This window comes from Bradyrhizobium canariense (assembly GCF_900105125.1).
Classification (GTDB): domain Bacteria; phylum Pseudomonadota; class Alphaproteobacteria; order Rhizobiales; family Xanthobacteraceae; genus Bradyrhizobium; species Bradyrhizobium canariense_A.
The window spans coordinates 4,669,231-4,687,186 of record NZ_LT629750.1 but is presented as its reverse complement, the minus strand read 5'-3'; the positions used below and the strand labels follow the sequence as shown (position 1 = coordinate 4,687,186).

The 17,956-nt window shown below is 57.1% G+C and carries 16 protein-coding genes; 8 read left to right on the top strand and 8 right to left on the bottom strand.

Annotated features, from left to right (window positions below):
* The first annotated feature begins 554 nt into the window (after positions 1–554).
* A complete protein-coding gene (locus tag BLV09_RS22310) occupies positions 555–2,156 on the top strand; it encodes an OprO/OprP family phosphate-selective porin (protein ID WP_146688921.1) in 1,602 nt (533 codons plus the stop codon).
* A 183-nt stretch (positions 2,157–2,339) separates the two neighbouring features.
* Here the strand turns inward: BLV09_RS22310 and BLV09_RS22305 are convergent, their stop codons facing one another.
* From BLV09_RS22305 to BLV09_RS37425, 5 genes are all read right to left on the bottom strand, one after another.
* Positions 2,340–3,113: a methyltransferase family protein gene (locus BLV09_RS22305; RefSeq protein WP_146688920.1), complete on the bottom strand. Its 774-nt coding sequence runs from the start codon at positions 3,111–3,113 to the stop codon at positions 2,340–2,342.
* Positions 3,114–3,277: 164 nt separating this feature from the next.
* On the bottom strand, positions 3,278–3,985 hold the full coding sequence (locus BLV09_RS22300) for a hypothetical protein (protein ID WP_146688919.1): 708 nt from the start codon (positions 3,983–3,985) through the stop codon (positions 3,278–3,280).
* Positions 3,986–4,044: 59 nt separating this feature from the next.
* Complete coding sequence (locus tag BLV09_RS22295) at positions 4,045–4,227, bottom strand: hypothetical protein (protein WP_100384486.1); 183 nt, start codon at positions 4,225–4,227, stop codon at positions 4,045–4,047.
* An 856-nt stretch (positions 4,228–5,083) separates the two neighbouring features.
* Positions 5,084–5,764, bottom strand: coding sequence for a hypothetical protein (locus BLV09_RS22290; protein ID WP_244548788.1), 681 nt, complete (start codon positions 5,762–5,764; stop codon positions 5,084–5,086).
* Positions 5,765–6,051: 287 nt separating this feature from the next.
* Positions 6,052–6,210 carry a hypothetical protein gene (locus tag BLV09_RS37425; RefSeq protein ID WP_157810128.1) on the bottom strand — a complete coding sequence of 53 codons (159 nt, stop codon included), beginning with the start codon at positions 6,208–6,210 and terminating at the stop codon, positions 6,052–6,054.
* 62 nt (positions 6,211–6,272) lie between these two features.
* On the opposite strand from BLV09_RS37425, the gene BLV09_RS22285 reads away from it, so the two are divergent.
* From BLV09_RS22285 to BLV09_RS22265, 5 genes are all read left to right on the top strand, one after another.
* Positions 6,273–7,025, top strand: a complete 753-nt coding sequence (locus tag BLV09_RS22285; RefSeq protein WP_349536590.1) for an AraC family transcriptional regulator — start codon at positions 6,273–6,275, stop codon at positions 7,023–7,025.
* A gap of 542 nt (positions 7,026–7,567) precedes the next feature.
* Positions 7,568–9,691 carry a TonB-dependent siderophore receptor gene (locus BLV09_RS22280; RefSeq protein ID WP_146688917.1) on the top strand — a complete coding sequence of 708 codons (2,124 nt, stop codon included), beginning with the start codon at positions 7,568–7,570 and terminating at the stop codon, positions 9,689–9,691.
* Positions 9,692–9,783: 92 nt separating this feature from the next.
* Entirely contained in the window at positions 9,784–10,956 is a 1,173-nt protein-coding gene (locus BLV09_RS22275) for a PepSY-associated TM helix domain-containing protein (RefSeq protein WP_146688916.1), read from the top strand.
* 538 nt (positions 10,957–11,494) lie between these two features.
* The gene (locus BLV09_RS22270) at positions 11,495–11,746 is read left to right on the top strand and encodes a hypothetical protein (RefSeq protein WP_146688915.1); all 252 of its coding nucleotides are present in this window, start codon (positions 11,495–11,497) and stop codon (positions 11,744–11,746) included.
* 639 nt (positions 11,747–12,385) lie between these two features.
* Positions 12,386–13,519: a BA14K family protein gene (locus tag BLV09_RS22265; RefSeq protein WP_146688914.1), complete on the top strand. Its 1,134-nt coding sequence runs from the start codon at positions 12,386–12,388 to the stop codon at positions 13,517–13,519.
* A 44-nt stretch (positions 13,520–13,563) separates the two neighbouring features.
* Here BLV09_RS22265 and BLV09_RS22260 read toward each other — a convergent pair whose 3' ends face one another.
* The gene (locus BLV09_RS22260; protein WP_146688913.1) at positions 13,564–13,917 is read right to left on the bottom strand and encodes a hypothetical protein; all 354 of its coding nucleotides are present in this window, start codon (positions 13,915–13,917) and stop codon (positions 13,564–13,566) included.
* Positions 13,918–14,128: 211 nt separating this feature from the next.
* On the opposite strand from BLV09_RS22260, the gene BLV09_RS38245 reads away from it, so the two are divergent.
* Positions 14,129–14,968, top strand: coding sequence for a hypothetical protein (locus tag BLV09_RS38245; protein ID WP_244548786.1), 840 nt, complete (start codon positions 14,129–14,131; stop codon positions 14,966–14,968).
* 304 nt (positions 14,969–15,272) lie between these two features.
* Here BLV09_RS38245 and BLV09_RS22250 read toward each other — a convergent pair whose 3' ends face one another.
* Complete coding sequence (locus tag BLV09_RS22250; protein WP_146688912.1) at positions 15,273–15,794, bottom strand: GNAT family N-acetyltransferase; 522 nt, start codon at positions 15,792–15,794, stop codon at positions 15,273–15,275.
* A gap of 540 nt (positions 15,795–16,334) precedes the next feature.
* Between BLV09_RS22250 and BLV09_RS22245 the strand changes: the two genes are divergently transcribed.
* Positions 16,335–16,805 (top strand): hypothetical protein, encoded by a 471-nt coding sequence (locus BLV09_RS22245; RefSeq protein WP_244548785.1) that lies wholly within the window; start codon positions 16,335–16,337, stop codon positions 16,803–16,805.
* A 363-nt stretch (positions 16,806–17,168) separates the two neighbouring features.
* Here BLV09_RS22245 and BLV09_RS22240 read toward each other — a convergent pair whose 3' ends face one another.
* On the bottom strand, positions 17,169–17,600 hold the full coding sequence (locus BLV09_RS22240) for a CBS domain-containing protein (RefSeq protein ID WP_100384479.1): 432 nt from the start codon (positions 17,598–17,600) through the stop codon (positions 17,169–17,171).
* Between the last annotated feature and the right edge of the window lie 356 nt (positions 17,601–17,956).

Here is a 17,956-nt window from a genome sequence, read left to right as displayed (position 1 = left end):
CTCGTGCGGTGATGCAATCCTCTCTTGGTCGGTCACCTCGTCGGCTGGGCCAAGGAGTGTCAGCGGCACGATGACGCCAGGCGCCTTCACGGCTTTTTGGTTGACCAGCAACGCGATGTTGATCGCTGGCCGAACTGGCAGGTCCGTTGACTTTTTGCCTTTGGGAATCCGGCCCACATCACCGCCGGTGAGGCGGTAGGCGCCGACGATGTTGTCGCGATCGTAATCTGGCCTGAGCCTGAAGGCTCGCCCAACAAAGTCAGCGCAAAATTAGTTTATCGATCACGGCAGTTCGCATGGCGGTAACGCCGGCATTGCTGTCGCAGAGCGTTTCAAAGCGGAATGACAGCTCACGCAATCAGTCGTTGCGAGGGAGCAACATGCGGAACTGGCCGCGTGTCGCGCTCGCGTCACGGAATGTTTCTACTTTTTTCTGGCACTCCCCCGGCGTCTACTACGCTCGAGATTTTTTCAGGCGGTGAGTCGTCCGAACCTGAAAAGAAACGGTCTGGAGAGCCTGGCGACGAATGAGCAAACGAAGCTGGAGGCATGCAATGAGCACGGCAAGATTGACGACCGCTGCAGCAATCAGTCTGATCCCGGTACTAATAACGTCGCAAGCGCAGGCCGGCGACAATGACGCCGAGATTGCGCTGCTCAAGCAGCAACTAAAATTGATGGAGCAAAAGCTCGATAAGCTGCAGAAACAGACCGCGGCGAATACAGCGGAGGCAGCCAAAACCAATGCAAAAGTTGACGCCAAGGTCGTCGCCGTTGCCAACCCCAACGCAGCCTATCCGATCAAGGGACCGATTGCCCCGTCTGACGCGGTCGTCCATATGCCGAACAACCGGCCCACGATCTGCACCGCGGATGAGCAAAATTGCGTTTCAATCACCAGCCGCGTGCATTTCGACGTCGGCGGTTACGACTACCGTCCCAATACCGCAGCGACCAGTCCGCAGAAGCTCGATGACGGCGTTAACCTGCGCCGCGCGCGCATCGGCGTGCTCGGCAAGTTCCTGGGCGATTGGAATTATGCGCTGATCTACGATTTCGGCGGCAGTTCGGACGGCTTTGCTTCTACCGCTAGCATCGGCGCTGCCCCGGGTGTCGCGGGTACATCCGTCGGATTTCTTCCCGGCGGAGCCTTGGCTGGAATCGAACAAGCCTATCTCAGTTATACCGGCTTCAAGCCTTTCGGCGGCAAACTTGCGATCGAAGGCGGCTATATGGACACGCTCTATACTCTGGACGAAGCGACGAGTTCGAACGACATCATGTTCATGGAGCGCGCCTCGTCAGGAATTATCGCCCAAAATATTGCAGCTGGCGACTTCCGCTCGGCAGGAGGTGCGCGATGGTACACTGACACGTTCTGGATCGGAGCCTATGCAACGGGTCCGACCGCGGGCGCGATTCACTCTGCCTCGAGCCTCAATCCCAACGGAGCAACGGAACAGCTCGGCTCGTTTGCCCGCGCTGCCGGGCAAGTCATCAGCGGCAAGGATTATTCCCTGCACATCGGCGCTGACGCCGAGTTCCTGATCGACCCGTCGCGCAACCAGGTGACCGGAGCGCAAACGCTCACATTGAGCGACCGCCCGGAATTGCGGCTCGACCCGACCTCGCTGATCTCGACGGGCGCACTCGCGGGCGTGTCCGGTGCCCAAGTCTACAGCGCCGAAGCGGCAGGCACCTACGGACCTCTGTTCTTTCAGGGCGAATATTTCTGGTACAACGTCGATCGCAGCGCTCTGCCTGGCCTGTCCAGCGTCAAATTCGATGGCGGCTATGCAGAGGCCAGCTATGTGTTGACCGGCGAAACCCATACCTACAATTCGAGCCTCGCGGCGTACAATGGTATCGTACCGGCGAACCCGTTCTCGCTGGAGGCTGGCGGCTGGGGCGCCTGGGAAATCGCCGGCCGTGTCAGTACGGTCGATCTGAACGATCAGCTCGCTTCCGCGAACGGCGTGGCCGGTGGACGGCAAACCGTTTATACGGCGGGCTTGAACTGGTACGCCAATCGCAACGTCCGCTTCATGCTCAACTATCTCCATGGTGACATCACCAAACAGGTGAGCGCTACCAACTTCGGTGACACTGGCGCCAAATTCGATGCGGTTGCGATGCGGACCCAGGTTGCGTTCTAGATCAACTCTGTAACGAGCGCGGCTTTCGCAGTTTTGAGACATGGGACTTGGCAGTCCTGGGATCGTTCGCTGCGTTCGAATCTGGTCGACGACATCTCTATTCGCTCGTGGCGTTGCAGCCACTCGCGGCGATCGGTTGACTTGCGATGCAAGTTGATTCGATTCCGCAGTGGCCTGTCTAATTCAATAGACGCCCGGTAACAGCCGTGCGGTACGCGCTATGTAGTCTGCGTAATCTGGAAAGGCTCGAGCCAACACGCGTTCCTCGTTTTTCATACGCTCGAATTGGCATACGCATTGGACTGCGAGTAGCAGCAGCGCCCAAGGCATGACGTGCTGCACAGCAATCCCAACCAGTACGAAAAATTCGCCAAGATAAAGCGGGTGACGGATAAAGGCATAAGGTCCCGAGGTTACCAATCCCCGCGCCTCCGGCATAATACTGATCGAACGAGCGAGCGCGAGGATACCCCAGACTGCAAACACGGTGCCGCCGATAATCGAAAGCAACGATATCAGGTATAGCCCGGAGGAAAGCTGTTCGGTCGGCAGCATCACAATGCCCATACCAAGAAACGTGCCGGCACCCGCGGCTAAACGCGGGAAGAATGCAATGGGGTAGTGCAGGGGTACGCGGCGCACCACAAACATCACAACCAGGAGCGCAAAGAAAACCAGGGTGCATATCTTGGACACGATGCCAAGCACCAGAACCGGAGGAAGCACGGACGGGTCAGTCTGGATGAACAGCTTGGCCAGTGAAATTTGCAGAGCCAAAGGCGACAGCATTTGGGTCAGGCTAAATAAATACAATGCAATGAGAGGCGCCGCAGCGAATAGATCGTAAAGCTTGCGCCGCAATGGTGGAATGTTGGTTGGGACCAGTTGGTTCATTTCCCCTTCGTCTTCAGCCCGGCTTTTGCAGTCAGGTTCCTTCAGCTTCCAAGGCAGCATCATGGATGCCACTTAGACCGGACCTAAAAGTCTACTTAGCAGAGTTGGGCTGTAATCCCACAATTAAGATCGTCAGCGCTCGTGGCAGCGGCGCGGCACGTAATGGATGCTGATCTCGGATCGGTGATGCGAAAGCCCCTTCCTTAGAGGCTAACGACGAGCGCGAGCTATTGTGCTGACGACAGGTGGACGATCTGGCGCCCGCCATTCATCGCCTTGAGATCGTTGACGTAGTTCTCTGGACGCTCCCAGCGCAACGGAACTTTCAATCCCATAAAATTTGCGATGTCGCCGATAAACGAAGTGCAATTGGATATTTCGGCGCTCCAGACCGGTGAGCTCGCCTGCAATTTCTTGATGTATGCAAAGACCCTCTTTGCATCCGGCTCGTTCAAGTAAACCCGGTAACTGGCGGTCAGGTACTCCGGATCAAGATCGCCATAGCTTGCCCCGGTCTCGGACGGCACCCACGTCACATAACCGAGCATATAAGTCAGGGTGTCTCCCGCAGGGGTAAGGCCCGCGACTTCCACTTCTCGCTCGCTTGTCTTCCCGAACCAGACGAAAGCGTGTCCCCAACTCGCTGCCGTTCTGGCTCTGAAATCGACGTAGTACGGGCCCTTTGCTGATCCCGACTCCGGCTTTCGGGTCGACCGCGGCGCCGGTTTCGATTCAGCGGCAGCTTCACTGGAAACAAGCGCATTCGCGTCGGCGGTGCGGTTGTGCACCTCCCGTTTCTGGGAAATGACACGTTCCGAACCGGCGCGCGTATCAACTTCGTTTGCAGCAGCTGACTGGATTCTGCACTGGAGCAAAACAGCAAGTGCGAATCCCGCAAGCGAGCATAGTCCTGGCCTCGTCAGCCTATTTGCCACGCTTCGCCCCTCGGCTGTCGACGATGAAGGTCAGATTCAAACGAGACCACTACCGCGTATCAGTAGGTTCGGGCTCCGATGGGCGCCTTGCCGATCGGGGCTTTCCCAACGGGGGACTTGCCAATCGGCATCTTGCCGACCGGAGCCTGCTGATAGACGGGCTGCGGGTGCGGGAGGTCGGCCGCGCCGGCAGCGGTCACCAAGGCGAGCGTTGCACCCGCAATAATCAAAATCTTCATCAAGGTAGTTCTCCGTTAGGTTAGAAGAAACAAGGCAGTAACCTGTTGAACTTTCCCCTCAGCACGCCATAAGCATGAACGGCGGAATGCGTCTACAGTGCGGCAGGTAGGACACCCTTCGAGGAATAGGTCCACAGTGCGGCAGATATGACACATGCGGGAACCTGCACCCCTATTGGGTCAATGGAGCGATATCTGAACGCCGTTGTCCCGCCAATTCATCCGAAGGCGTGCCAAGGCGATATTGACGCCCAGCCTGCGTTGGTCTGCCAAGGGACCATAATCGGATCGCGCGCATGCGCAGTTCTAAGGTCGCCTTAGCCCGAAGAGCCAACGTTCCCGGCTCCATCGCTTTGGTCCGAGGGAGGCTCTTGGTGGAGTGACGGCGAATCGGCGGAGCGCTCCGAAAATACGGAAAAAATTCCGCTAAGAATTAGAAGGTTTACGTCGCCGGTGAATAACGGGTTCACTTTTCAATGGAGCACAGGAGCTTTTTTCCGCGTCTTCTCTGGTGGATTCGGAGCTTGTCCAAACCTGTTGGACCCCTGTGAAGAACAGGTACCGACAATGTTTCTTGTAGAACGGCACCGGATACTCGTCGCTGAGCCGGGCAGTTTCGATCCTGGATCCGACCAAAACCCCGCGATTTAGACCGTAGCCAGCCAACAGAACGATCGCCAAGCCGAGCAAGGCCCGACGAGCTGACGGTAATCGCATGGCTCTACCCCAATACGTGCGCCGAAGAGGCGCTCCTCTAGCTAGGCGGTGGAAGACGTTGTCGAGAATTGGTCCCGGGTCCTCGGAGTCAAACTGGTATAGAAGGTCATGGCCAAATTGCCCAACCGCTTGTCTTTGCCCATCATTCGTCCATGCATCGAAGAATGAAGGCCGTGCGGTCCCTGGGCAGGACACCCTGAACATCAGCCATTTGTCGGCATTTGATCTGCTCGATATGCTCGGCGAGTATCTCGGTGCGGCGCTCGTCCGTAGCTGGATCGGCACGGCGCTCTTCGGTCGCTGGATCAGCTGCCCTGATCATCATCACCTTGATAGGCGAGCCGTCCGACTCGAACTGGAGTTCATACTTCCTCCCCGTTCCATCGGTGGCACTACAAGAGACGCTGGACACTTGTTGTGTCGCGAAATTTCCAATCTGCTTACACGTGCCAGTCGATGGCTCGACGGACGGTGTCGGCAGCCCATCGACCTTGGGCCTGTCCTTGGATTTTAACAGCATCCGGTCGATCGATAGCACGTACAGATTATCCTGCTCTCTCCTGCCATTTTCACCCGAAAACGTGATGATGTGACTGTCATCGTCTGCATCGTTGAGAGGGACGGTGAAACCAGATCGGCCCCCGGGGCTGTGAGAGAACGCCACAGATGTGCACGCGAAATCGCGTTCTGCGACTTTCAGCGTGCTGCACTTGCCGGCCATCAACGCGAACATGTCGATCTCAGGTTCATCGGCAAAGAGTTCGACTGATGCAAATAAAAAGGAAATAAACGCAACAGCGATCACTCGCCAGCAGATGCGCATGAAAAGTACCCCCAGCCAAAAGCAGCTTAAACTCTGCGGCTGCAAAGATAAAGACGGGAATGGACGACACTCGCGAACTGTCAAATGAAATAGCTTTGGCGGTCGCGGATGTCCGGGTTGGAAATTGGCGAGCGCCTGACTAGTCCGCTTTTCCCTCGCTAGAGTAGACGACCCGTGTCGCAGTGTGTGGGTCAGCCAAGGGCCAACAGCGGAAGTTACGAGCGGGCGCTTGCTGGCATTTCATCGCTCAGTGGTCATATTCGCCTCGCCCTCATCGACGCTGATTCTCACCCAATCAAAGCGCCAAACATCTCCCAAACCGCTTCAAAAGTGAGCCAGAGCCGAATCTGAACGCCGACTGACACTTGTGTTGAAAGTCGCAATCGCGGACTGATATGTCTGATCTGGTCAATCGCATTCGGATCGATCGTCACCAGCCATGCCATTCTATCATCCCTCGGAAAACGAGATCGGCTCCCCTGGTCGTGGCACGTTTTCCCTTGAGGATGTGCCCCGCGCCGTCGTCGCTGGCGGCGCCGCTATCGTCACCAAGGGCATAGAACTCGCCGTCCATAGCCATCGTAAGGCGCAGCTTCTCCTGACCGTACGCGGTATCATCACTTGCGAAGCCGACAAAGGCGTCTGGATCGTGCCGCCACGCTGCGCGGTCTGGATTCCCGGCAATCTTCCCCACAGTATGACCGCCGCCGGAGAGGTCGAGGTGTATTGGCTGTTCGTCGAACCGGATGCGGCGTCAGCGCTGCCGAGGCAGTGCTGTACCCTATCGATCTCGCCGTTGCTGGAGCATTTGCTGCTGCACGTCACCGAGATGCCTGTCCTGTACGATATCGACGGCGCCGATGGCCGGATCGCCACGGTGCTGCTCGACCAACTGTCGCGGGCACCTGTCGACAAGCTGAACTTCCCGATGCCGGCCGACACCAAGCTGCGTAAGATCGCGGCTGCATTGATGGCCGATCCTTCGGATCGCGCGACGATGGATGAGTGGAGCCAGCGCACATCCATCGCCCCGCGGACCTTGGCTCGTATCCTGCAACGCGAGACCGGCATGAGCTTCGGCCGCTGGCGCCAGCAGCTCCACATCCTCTTCGCGCTGCGGCGCCTGACCCAAGGAGCGTCAGTCCAGGCCGTGGCGGTCGAGCTCGGCTATGAGGGCGCTAGCGCCTTTGTCACCATGTTCCGCAAGGCCATGGGCAAGCCGCCTGCCCGTTATCTGGCAGAGCGCCAGATCGATTCGTGATCTCATTACGCTTTGCGCTTCTCGCGCGCGTAATTTGCGGAATGTGCGCCATGCATCCTTTCGCGTGACTTGGCAGGATTGAGCAACGTGCTGGCAGTTTTTCATAACTGCGCGCGTTCTATCCGCAACACTTCCGCATTCCAAAAGCAGTCTAGAGCGATTCAATCGACCGATTGGATGTACGACGCGCGTTGGCGCGCTACACGAGCTTTGGGCTGATGCTTTTTCGCGGCGGAGCGAGTGCGCAAAGTCGGCGAGAGCAAATTCAATCGGCTCTAAATCCGTGATGGTCGTGAAGTGACGCCATCCCACGAGTGACAGAGGCAGAACGAATTTGTTTGGGGGTGTTTGTGTTCTGGGGAAAGAAATCGTTTCGTTGCGTAAATCTGAGCCTGGTAAGTTATCTCGCTCTTTCGTGTAATCCGTGCCTTCACGCGAATGCACAGTCGGCTCTCCCGCCGGTTAACGTCGAGGCGCCTTCTGCGCAGAAAAAGCGAACACCGGCACCAGGCGCGCAATCGCAGTCACGACGCGCCGCCAGTATGAATCGACAGCGAGAGCAGCAGCATAGTCTTCCCGTCGCTCCAGCTCCCGCTCCATCGCCGTCTTCTGCCCAACGGGCTAACAGCGCGGTTTCGGGGTACGTTGCGACGAGAAGCGTCGCGGGAACGAAGACAGATACACCACTGCTCGAAACTCCGCAGGCCATCTCAGTCGTAACACGCCAGCAGCTTGATGATCAGCAGCCGCAGACCGTGAATGAGGCATTTCGTTATTCGTCTGGCGTCGTGCCCGAGCCGTTTGGCACGGCTGCCCACTATACCGATCAATATATGAAGATACGGGGCTTCGCGCCGGACATTTATCTTGATGGATTAAAGCTACCGCCGTTTAGCTCAACCGATCCTTATTTTCTGGAGCGTGCCGAAATCGTTCATGGCCCCGCTTCAGTACTCTATGGCCAATCTAGTCCCGGAGGCCTTGTTGACCTTGCCAGTAAGTTGCCGACCGACAGGCCGACTAACGAAATAAACTTCGGTGGCGGAACATTTGATCGCCTGCAGACCTCGTTCGATTTGGGAGGCGTACTCGACAAGGACGGACAGCTACTTTACCGCCTCACCGGCATCGGCCTTACCGACAACACGCAGGTGGATTACACCAAAGATCAACGCTTCGGCATAGCTCCTGCCATTACCTGGCGACCGGATGCGTCGACGAGTTTCACCATTCTGGCGAACTACATTAATGATCCAGGATTGGGAATTTATGCCGGATTGCCTTCGCTCGGCGCGGTGTTACCGAACCCCCACGGTCAAATACCGACCAATTTCTTCGTTGGCGACCCCAACTATAATACGTGGAAGCGTGAGCAGACTTCGGTCGGCTATTCCTTCGAGCATAAATTTGATCAGGTGCTGACCATCCGGCAGAACGTGCGGTATTCAGAGAATACCATGGAAGAGCAACACCTGTATATTCCGGGCAGCAATCTTGCTCTATCGGCAGACCAGAGCACGGTCCTTCGCTATGCATATCTGGACAATATTAGTCGGAAGGCCTTCCAGACCGACAATCAGGCTCAGTTGGATTTTGGGATCGGTCCGATCCAGCACAAGGTCGTCGCGGGAATTGATTATCTCAACCTGGACATCCACGAAACCACAGGTAACAGCCTTGCACTTGGGTTGGGCGCCGAACCCTCTATCAATATGTTCAGCCCAGTATATGGGCGGGCCATCACTGTCCCACCGATACAGAGTGCTCCGGTGACAAGATCTGATCAGGTTGGGAGTTACGTTCAGGATCAGATGAAATGGAATCAGACGACCTTCGTTATCGGAGGCCGTTACGATGCGCTGAGCAGCGCTTCGAACGATATGGTCGCAAAGACCAATAGCAGCCAGGACGATTACGCTTTCACTTGGCGCACCGGCTTAATACATAACTTTGACAACGGAATCGCTCCCTACGTAAGTTATTCGACATCGTTTCAACCGCAGATCGGCTTGTCGCATGCTGCGACACAGTTTGCTCCAACCACAGGACAGCAGTACGAAGCTGGCGTGAAGTTTCAGCCGGTTGGCTTCGACAGTTTCGTCACGACTTCAATTTTCAATTTGACCCAACAAAACGTGCTGACTCCTGATCCGAACTTTGCCGGATACAGCGTTCAGACTGGCGAGATCCGTTCGCGCGGCGCCGAGATCGAACTCCATGCCAATATCACGAGAAGTTTGAGCATGATTGCTGCTTACACTCATCTTGAAAACGTCGTGACAGCGGCAAACCCCACGACCGACACGGTTGGAAAAGTTCCGGTCGGCGTACCGGCCGACAGCGCTTCACTATGGGTTAATTATGCCTTCAAGGAAGGGAAGCTGACCGGCCTTGGATTGAGCGGCGGCGTGCGGTATGTCGGCGAAACTTATGGCACTGCCACGAACGTCTGGGGCGTTCCGGGTTTCCTCAACACGCCGTCGATCGTGCCGTCGGCCACGCTGTTCGATGCAGCCGTGCGGTATGATTTCGACAAGCACTGGCGGGTTTCGCTCAATGCGACAAATCTGTTCGACAAAATTTACGTCTCATCATGCACCAGCGGCATCAATTGCTATTACGGGTTCAGGAGAACCATCCTTGCAAACCTGCGATACGCTTGGTGAAATAGCGGCAATACAGGTGAAAATGAATTCATGAATCGGGGCCGATACTGTCGGTCTTAATCTACTCGGCTCTCGAGGCGTAGGATAATCGCGTGGTATTGGCTAGGCTGAGAATTTGGGTATGGATACACAAATGGTCGAGCTTGGCTTGCACGCTTTTCTTGCTCGTCACGTGTCTTACCGGGCTGCCGCTCATTTTCCATGATGAACTGGATGAGTGGCTGTCGAGCGATCCTGCCTATGTATCACCTCCGAAAGATACTCCGTACGCCAGTTTAGACGTCATTGCCGCGAAAAGCCTGGCGCGCTATCCCAATCAAGTAATCCTGTCTATTGTTATCGATGACGACGAACCAAACACTGTTGTCTTCATGGCGCCCTCCTGGGCCGCTGTCCTTGCCAGCAGGGAAGCCGCGCACTGGATCAAATTTGATGCGCGCACCGCGGCTGTCATCAAGGAGTCCCCGGGGCTTCAGGATTCCGGCTCTTTGATCGCTGCGATCCTTCAGATGCATAAAAACTTATTAGCCGGCGATGGCGGCAAGTGGATCCTCGCCGTTGTAGCAGCATTGTTTGTAGCCGCGACGGTCTCTGGCGTTGTCGTATATGGGCCGTTCATGCGAGATCTCAAATTCGGAACCGTCCGAAAATCCGGGTCGTCACGCCTGAGGTGGCTTGATGTGCATAATCTCCTCGGGGGTGTCTTGGCTCTGTGGATGTTGGTGGTAGCCGCGACGGGTTTAATGAACGAGCTATCTGGTTCGTTGTTTGATGTCTGGCGCAACACTGAGGTCAAAGAAACGCTTAAAAAATGGAGTGGGCCGCCAATTGCCGTCTCAGAATATTATTCGTTCCAGGGCGCAGTCGATCATGTCAGAGCCGTCATTCCCGACACGACGGTGGTCAATGTGATTCCTCCTGGGTCGATCTTCAGCACACCATACCATTATCTGGTCTGGGCCAAAGGACAGCAACCCTTAACTTCCCGGTTGTTCTCGCCGGTGCTGGTCAATGCTAGAACTGGCGAAGTGGAGGCCATTCTTTCGATGCCCTGGTATCTCCGAGCGCTCGAAGTATCGCGCCCCTTACATTTCGGCGACTATGGTGGGACGCCACTCAAATTCATCTGGGCAATGTTCGATATCGCGACGATAGCTGTTCTCGCCAGCGGGTTTTATCTCTGGGTGGCGAAAGGCCGCAGAAGACGATTGGCACTTTCGACCAGCCGCGCAGCGGCTACTCCATCCCATGGCGTCGCTTCTTGACGCGGTCGCGTGGCAAGATGTCCGCCTATTCGGTAGGCCGAACTTACTGGCAGCTTGTGCTGCTTGGTTCGGTTATCATTTCGGGATTGGCTTCGGCCCTGCTCGGCGATGGTCCATGGGATTGGATGTCGTGGCTGATGTTATCTATTCCTCTTGCGCTGGTCGGCTATTTTTGCGTGAAAGCACGATAAAAGGCGAGTGCGAGCCGTTTACCGCTAATGGTCAAGATGACTGCTCTGGGTCAATCGCGTCGGTTTGACGGTGTGCCGATCATTTCCGGTCTTCCGCTATGAATAGACGCCGGCAACACCGGTCGGCCTGTCTCACAGGTGCCAGAAGGCGACATCGCGGCCTCCATTGTGGAGCGTCATGCTCGCTCAACCCGGCAGCTGCTCTTCGATTGGCTTGATGCCGCGATCTCGAAACTCCTTGCCGCATCGCAGCAAGGATCGACCAAAAATAAACTTACGTTGACATTGGTGTCGAAAAGGGCGGGGGTAGATAAACGGTTCAAGGTCGCTTGTTCAGGAGGCCAGCCATGAACGCAATAGGAGCAGTCTACCCGCCCGACCTAATCGAATTGATGAAGGCAGTCCTAGACGATGCAGCCGCAACAGTTCCGGAAGCGAAGCTCACGTCGGCCACAAAAGCAGAAATAGCATCGCGCATCCTTGCAAGTGCGGCGAAAGGGGAACGTGACCCGATCGTGCTCAAAAGGGCCGCTCTGCTGGCGGTCGTGGAGTGTTCGCACTATTCGCACGATATCTCACCGGAACGCCGAGTTGTCTGAGAGCGCGACCGGCCTGCGGGCCTTGGTCTGGACCGACCCGAAGCGTTTCAGAATTTCGGCGTCCTCATATCATCCAGTGGCAGGCCGACCGCTGCGGTGATGCCACCGCGTCGATGAACCACGGCAGAGGCGCGATCTGCCGGGCGCATTCGGTCGCAGCCTCCGGGATTGAGCATCGAATGGCGTCATCGGTCAGGATCGCGCCGCGCGATCGGCATCGCATTGCGGACTTACGCAGGACATCGTGGCAGGTCCGTAAAGTTGCTAGAAGCGGAACTCGAAGCGCCTCAACACCGCGCAACGCCAGAGCAGATCTCCGCGCCCACGATCCGGGCTGGGCCTCCCAACCCAATTGGCGCCTTCCGGCTCGTCCTTTTCCGGCCATCTGTTTGCCGCGTCGCTACCTTCAGCCGGTCCTCATCATGCCACGAGCACGCCAAGAAGTCGTGATGAAGCGGTGGGATTGTATGTCGATTGAATGATTATATGAAGTGTACATTAGCTGTTCAAATCGTCCGGGCCGGCGCGCTGTGTCTTGTCCTTCTCGGGGTGATGAGCGGCGCAGCGCTTCCTCAGGCCATTGGCTCAGAGAAGCCGAGGGCCGCTCCCGCAAAATCTCCCGCGCCAGCCGGGGACTGCGTGCCGATCGGGTTGACCGCTTCCGGAGAAGTCGTTTTCCCGTTTCATTGCAAGGAATTCCTCGAACGACAGAAGGCCGCCAATCAGAAAAACGCGGAAGAGAATCAGAAGCCGACTGCCGCAGATAAGAAGCCCGCTGCCGGGGAGCAGAAGACCGTCGCAAAGCCATCGGCCGCGACTGAGAAACCCGCCACTGCAGAAGTGAAGCCCGCGACCGCGGAAAGGAAACCCGCTGCCGTGGAAGAGAAACCGGCGGCTGTGGAAGAGAAGACCGTCGCAAAGCAACCGGAAAGCGTGCTGCCGGAGAACAGCAAACCGGCAACTGAAACGGTTGGTACGATTTCATTGCCCAAGCGGGTTGAGCGCGAGGCGCGAGAACGCATGGGGCCGTGGCCTGGCTGCACACACTTTCAGAGCTACAATCCGGTATCCCGCACCTACACCACTTATGATGGACAGCGCCGTCAGTGCCGAGAGGTGACGTCCACCACGACCGCGACGAGAGCCGGGCCTCCGGCATCCGGTATCCCGCTCCCGCCTGGCTCCTCGAAAGCGCCGCCGCAGTCCGCGGGTGGTGCTGCCGCCGTGGACTCCAATACGACGCCTGCAAACATCGCGGGTTCGCGTTCCACCGTCGGCGCTGCGAGTTCCAATGCCAGAACGATCGAGGCGCAGGTGGCGGCCGCCACGATACTTGCGGAGCATTTGACGGTTGCTGCCGCAGCCCCGCCGCCGGACATGAAAGGGAACAACACGGACACGCCCCGTCACGCGGAAACGTCGACGCGTGGCAGTGCCGAAAAGACCGCATCCGCATCGGCCAATAACACGGACCTTCTGGTTGCCGTTCTCATGGCTCGTCCGGAGATCACGTCGGTCGCCGGTCTGACCGGCAAGACGATTGCGATCGACGATAGGTATTCTGCGTCCAACGGCAGTATCAGGAACGCGATCGTTGCAGCGGGGGCACCGGCAATCGAACTCAGCGAGGGTCAAACGAGGGCGATCTCTCGGCTGGTCAACGGAGAGGTGCCGGCCGCAATTCTGACTTTGGTATCCGCGGACGCGGCGGAGCGGTTTCCCGAAATCGCGGGCTTCAAGATTCTTCGCATCCCTCTCTCGCCTCGTTCCTGAAGGCACGACCTCAGGCGCTGCGAAGATCGTCGATGCTTTCCCGACTACTTCGCCGGTTGCACCGTCTCAAAACCAGGCGTAGGCAAGCCCGCATCCTTGTAGAGTTCGGCCATCTTCCCCTTATCAATGGCCGCAGTCAGCGCCTTCATTCCAGCTTGTGTTTTCGGATGGCTCATCAGCTCCCGGGCTGCGACCGCGCCGATTGTCTGAAACCCGGAAGTCATGGCAACCGGCCCTTCGTATTTAAGTGCGTCAATCGTTTGCTGTCGACAATCGGTGAAGAGTAGCCGCCGATAGTATTCGACCGATTGTCGCGTCAACGCGTCGCGTTGCTCATCCGTGATAGAGGACAGCGGTTGAACCGAAGGATTCAGTGAAAGCTCGTCGCCCGCAAGCATCGCGGGCTGCTTCGGCCCCGCCTTGGCAAAGCCATTCGTCTACCGCGAAACCGCGTTGTGCCGACGTTAACCATGCAAGAGCTTCTCGCGGTGAAGGGTCGCACCGTTAATGAGGTCTCAACAACCTTACACAATAAATGGTCGATCAGCGCCATCGACATGACTCAGCGGAACTGCGAGCGGAATTCAGCCTCTAAGGAGGAGGAAATACGTGAGGACGCTTCTCATCGGCGCGCTGGCCGCGGCCTTGGTCGGCTGTAGCTGTCCTTTAAAACAGCAAGCCAGCCTTAACTCATGCTTGGATGTGAACGAGTCCTTCTGTTTCGACTGGGCGGCTGCCCGCGAGCCGATTGAACCAAGGCCAGCGTTATTCGCGACCGATTCCGCGCCACTGGGAATCAAGCCTGCGATCGCGGCGAAGGTCGAACCTCCAGCATCTCGCATTCCTCTCTCGACGCCGACACCTGCCAAAATCGAACCTCCTGAAATTGAGCCTGGCAAAGCTCGTTCATTGGATAATACCGCTGCCGATCCTTATGCGACGCCAGCAAACACTGCGGAGTCGCCTCGCGTAGACGATGCTGTTGCGAATTCCGATACCCGAGCGATACGGGAGCAAGTGGAGTCCGCTATCACGGCCGCGGAGCTGTTGACGGCTGCCACTTTGGAGCACTCGGAAACCCAGCTCCGTAGTGATGCCGAAAAGACCGCTTCCCAGCGTCCAAACAAAACGGACCTTCTGGTTGCCGTTCTATTGGCTCGTCCGGAAATTAAGTTGGTGCCCGATCTAACCGGCAAAATCATCGCGATAGACGACGTGTATTCTGCATCCAACGCTAATGTCAGGACCGCGATCGCGGCAGCGGGTGCGACCGAAGTCCAACTGAGCGAGGATCAAGCAAAGGCGTCCGATCGGCTGGTCAGCGGAGAGGTGCCGGCTGCGGTTCTGACTTTGGTATCTCCGGAAGCGGCCGAAGGGTTTCCCGACATCGCCGGCTTCAAGACATTTCGAATCCCGCTCTCGCCTCGTTCATTGAAGGCACGACCCTAGCAGGTGGAAAAGATCGCACGCGATCGAATCCGGTCGAGCGCGCCGCACCGAGAGATGGCTACGCCGATCTTGAAGACCGTGATGTCCTCACCGATGCAGGTGGCCCTTTATACGTCGCGCGCGTCCGCACCACGGGTCGTCACTCGCCAACGTTCGGCACCGTCGATATGCCGAGCACCGAGAGATGGGTGTAGGCCGCGAGTCCTTGTAGACCCAAGGTCTTGTAGACCTAAGACCTTGTAGACCTAAGAGGTGGAATGATTAGCCGAGCGCCGGCAGCGCGCGGTGGGTTGAATTCCCGCACCTAAATGAGCTGGAGCGTCACATGCGTAATGCCGGCTTCTCGTCTGGTGGTCGAATGCAATCTGCTTTTCCTGAAGACCTTCAACATCGCGGTGTTTTCCGGCAAGACCTCCGCGATCAATTCCTTCAGCCCGGCGTCCCGAGCGATCGCGGCAAGATGGCGCATCAGTGCGGCACCGATCCCCTGTCCCTGGTATTCGTCGATCACGGCGAAAGCTATCTCAGCTCGTCCGGGATCAAGGACGACATAGCGTCCACCCCCCACGATGTGCGGTTCCCCGTTTTCTTGTGCGACGACTACCAAGGCAACATGGTCGACAAAGTCGATGTTCGAGAAGAACTCAATTTCCTGTTCGGAAAAATGGCGCTTTATTAGGAAAAAACGTCGGCGGAGGGACTCGACGCTGGCGCGGCCAACGGCTTCTTCAAGGCCGTCTCGGTCCTCGTGCCGGAGCGCGCGGATTTCAACGCGGCGTCCATCGCGCAGTGGTTCAGTCGCTGAAAACTGAGCTGCTTTTGGCATCAACCGAAATTCCCAAGCCATCTCGCAAACCATCTCGGATGACTTGCGAGCATGAGACGATTTCGATGCGAACGCCGATCGCCGGACCGGCAATGATCATTGTAGTCTTTGATCATCCAATCCAAGCAGCAATAAAGCATGGGCGGACGATCAGAACGAAAGCTCGCGTCAATTCGTCACACTTAGGCGCGCGAAAGTGTCGATTTTGCAAATGCAACGAGATTATGGGGAGCCTAACGTAGGCTTCTCCTTCGTTCTCTTGATTGTAACGGGGTAGCTATGTCGGCTGAAAGCGTAAGCAAAGCTGTCTTGGCTGGGACTTCCTCTCCGACGGCTCATCGTACTGGAGAGAAATATGACAGCCTGATCGCCAAGGCGAAGAAGGTATCGGCGTCGATGGCGCAGCAGCGGACAGACTGCAGCAAGTTGTCCGGTTATTTAACGTCGAGGCGGGACAGATCGCTGGTGTTGCATCGAACAGCGGCGTCGAAAGGATCACGATCGCAAAGGCGTCCTCCTTCGCAAAATCGGAGATCAAACTTGGGCGTTGAAAAAAAATTTAAGGAGGCTGCGGCGATGACTGGGTATTCGGCAAGAGTTGCCGCCTTAGTTCTGGTTATCTGCATTGGATTGGCGCCCCCATCGCATGCGCAAGCCATGGGGAATATTCGCGTGGTATTTGTGAAGGCGGGCTTGATCGCGGGAGCTGGTGCGGGACGCGGGGTCCTGACGTACCGCGGTCGCGACTATCCGTTTCGCGTTTATGGCTTGAGCCTTGGCGTCACGGCCGGGGCCTCCGTGATACGTTTGACAGGGCGCGTTACGGGGATGCATGACGTGAAGGAGTTTTCTGGCACATACGATACAGTTGGCGGCGGCGGCGCTTGGATCGGTGGCCTAGGAGGTGTGCAATTGAGCAATGGAAAAGGTGTGATCATCACGCTCCAGGGGATTGAGGCCGGTATGGAATTTGCGGCCAATCGCAGCGCCATCAAGATTTCGCTGCGGTAAGCGCCGGTGCGGGCGAGAATGAAGACCGGGCATTGTTCAAGGTCACTATGCTGCTGATCGATCAGGAAGCGACGCTGAGGCGTCATTAGCGGGCAAGTGAGAGGCAATCGCTTTCTGGCCCAGGTTGCGTGAAAGCTCCGTCGCCCGGACATCCTCGGCAATGCCCGAATAGTGCCGGGAGTAGACATGATCATGCCGTAATGGATCTCGCGATCGTGCGCTCGTAGACCGTCAAGCTCGCAGCCACGGAGCCTACTCAAGGTACGCGCGAGCGTGCAGGGCAAACCCAAGCGAGCTGGCCGTCGTTCAAATTGGAACAAGATCGGGGAACACGGACACGTCTATGAGCCGACGCCCGAGCCGTCAACGCGCGGCGTTGTAGACATCACGCAGGACGTTCGTCTCAAGCTCCAGATCCTCGAGCCGATGCTTGACCACATCGCCGATGCTGATGATACCAACAAGGTTGCCGTCGCGCAGAACGGGCATGTGGCGCACGCGATGGCGGGTCATCAGACTCATCACGTGAGAGACAGTGTCGGTCGGTGTGACGGTGATCACGCCGCGTCGCATGATTTCGCTCACAGGCATCGAAGTAGCAGTCTCACCATAACGAGCAATTGCGTGAACGATTTCACGTTCGGAAATGAGGCCAACAACTGCGTTGCCACTCGTCACCACGAGAGCGCCGATATTTTTTGCATGCAGCCAGCTCGTCGCCCTCTTGACGCTGGCTTCCGGCGCTATTGTTGCGACGTCGGCTCCCTTCTGCCTCAGAATGCTGTCGATGGACATAGACATAGCATCCTCCAATCATATGGCCTTACTGCCTATCGCATCTCGCCCCCGCAATTGGGGGGCATGCCATGGAATCCGCTCTCCTCTACGGTGAACATCAGCATATCATATCGGCAGGAGGCCGTCAGCGAGCATCGGGGACCGCGCAACCGATCAGTCGTTGGCAAACTGGTGCATAACCGGTTCGGGTGATTAGCGCCGTTCTGACCGTCCGCCGACCACTTCCGGTCTACCCCGACAAACGGATATCGTCAGACCGGCCCGGCATGTCCGTTTCGCGCCGCCAGCTACGGACATGATGCCGCACTTGTGGCCACTAAACCGGGTCATTTTTACATAGCCGCGGCTCGGTC

What these genes read in the sequence shown, in the direction of transcription:
- BLV09_RS22310 (WP_146688921.1), top strand. Translation starts at nt 555, where the DNA reads ATGAGCACGGCAAGATTGACGACCGCTGCAGCAATCAGTCTGATCCCG.
- BLV09_RS22305 (WP_146688920.1), bottom strand. Translation starts at nt 3,113, where the DNA reads ATGATGCTGCCTTGGAAGCTGAAGGAACCTGACTGCAAAAGCCGGGCT.
- BLV09_RS22290 (WP_244548788.1), bottom strand. Translation starts at nt 5,764, where the DNA reads ATGCGCATCTGCTGGCGAGTGATCGCTGTTGCGTTTATTTCCTTTTTA.
- BLV09_RS37425 (WP_157810128.1), bottom strand. Translation starts at nt 6,210, where the DNA reads ATGGCATGGCTGGTGACGATCGATCCGAATGCGATTGACCAGATCAGA.
- BLV09_RS22280 (WP_146688917.1), top strand. Translation starts at nt 7,568, where the DNA reads ATGAATCGACAGCGAGAGCAGCAGCATAGTCTTCCCGTCGCTCCAGCT.
- BLV09_RS22270 (WP_146688915.1), top strand. Translation starts at nt 11,495, where the DNA reads ATGAACGCAATAGGAGCAGTCTACCCGCCCGACCTAATCGAATTGATG.
- BLV09_RS22260 (WP_146688913.1), bottom strand. Translation starts at nt 13,917, where the DNA reads ATGCTTGCGGGCGACGAGCTTTCACTGAATCCTTCGGTTCAACCGCTG.
- BLV09_RS22250 (WP_146688912.1), bottom strand. Translation starts at nt 15,794, where the DNA reads ATGCCAAAAGCAGCTCAGTTTTCAGCGACTGAACCACTGCGCGATGGA.
- BLV09_RS22240 (WP_100384479.1), bottom strand. Translation starts at nt 17,600, where the DNA reads ATGTCCATCGACAGCATTCTGAGGCAGAAGGGAGCCGACGTCGCAACA.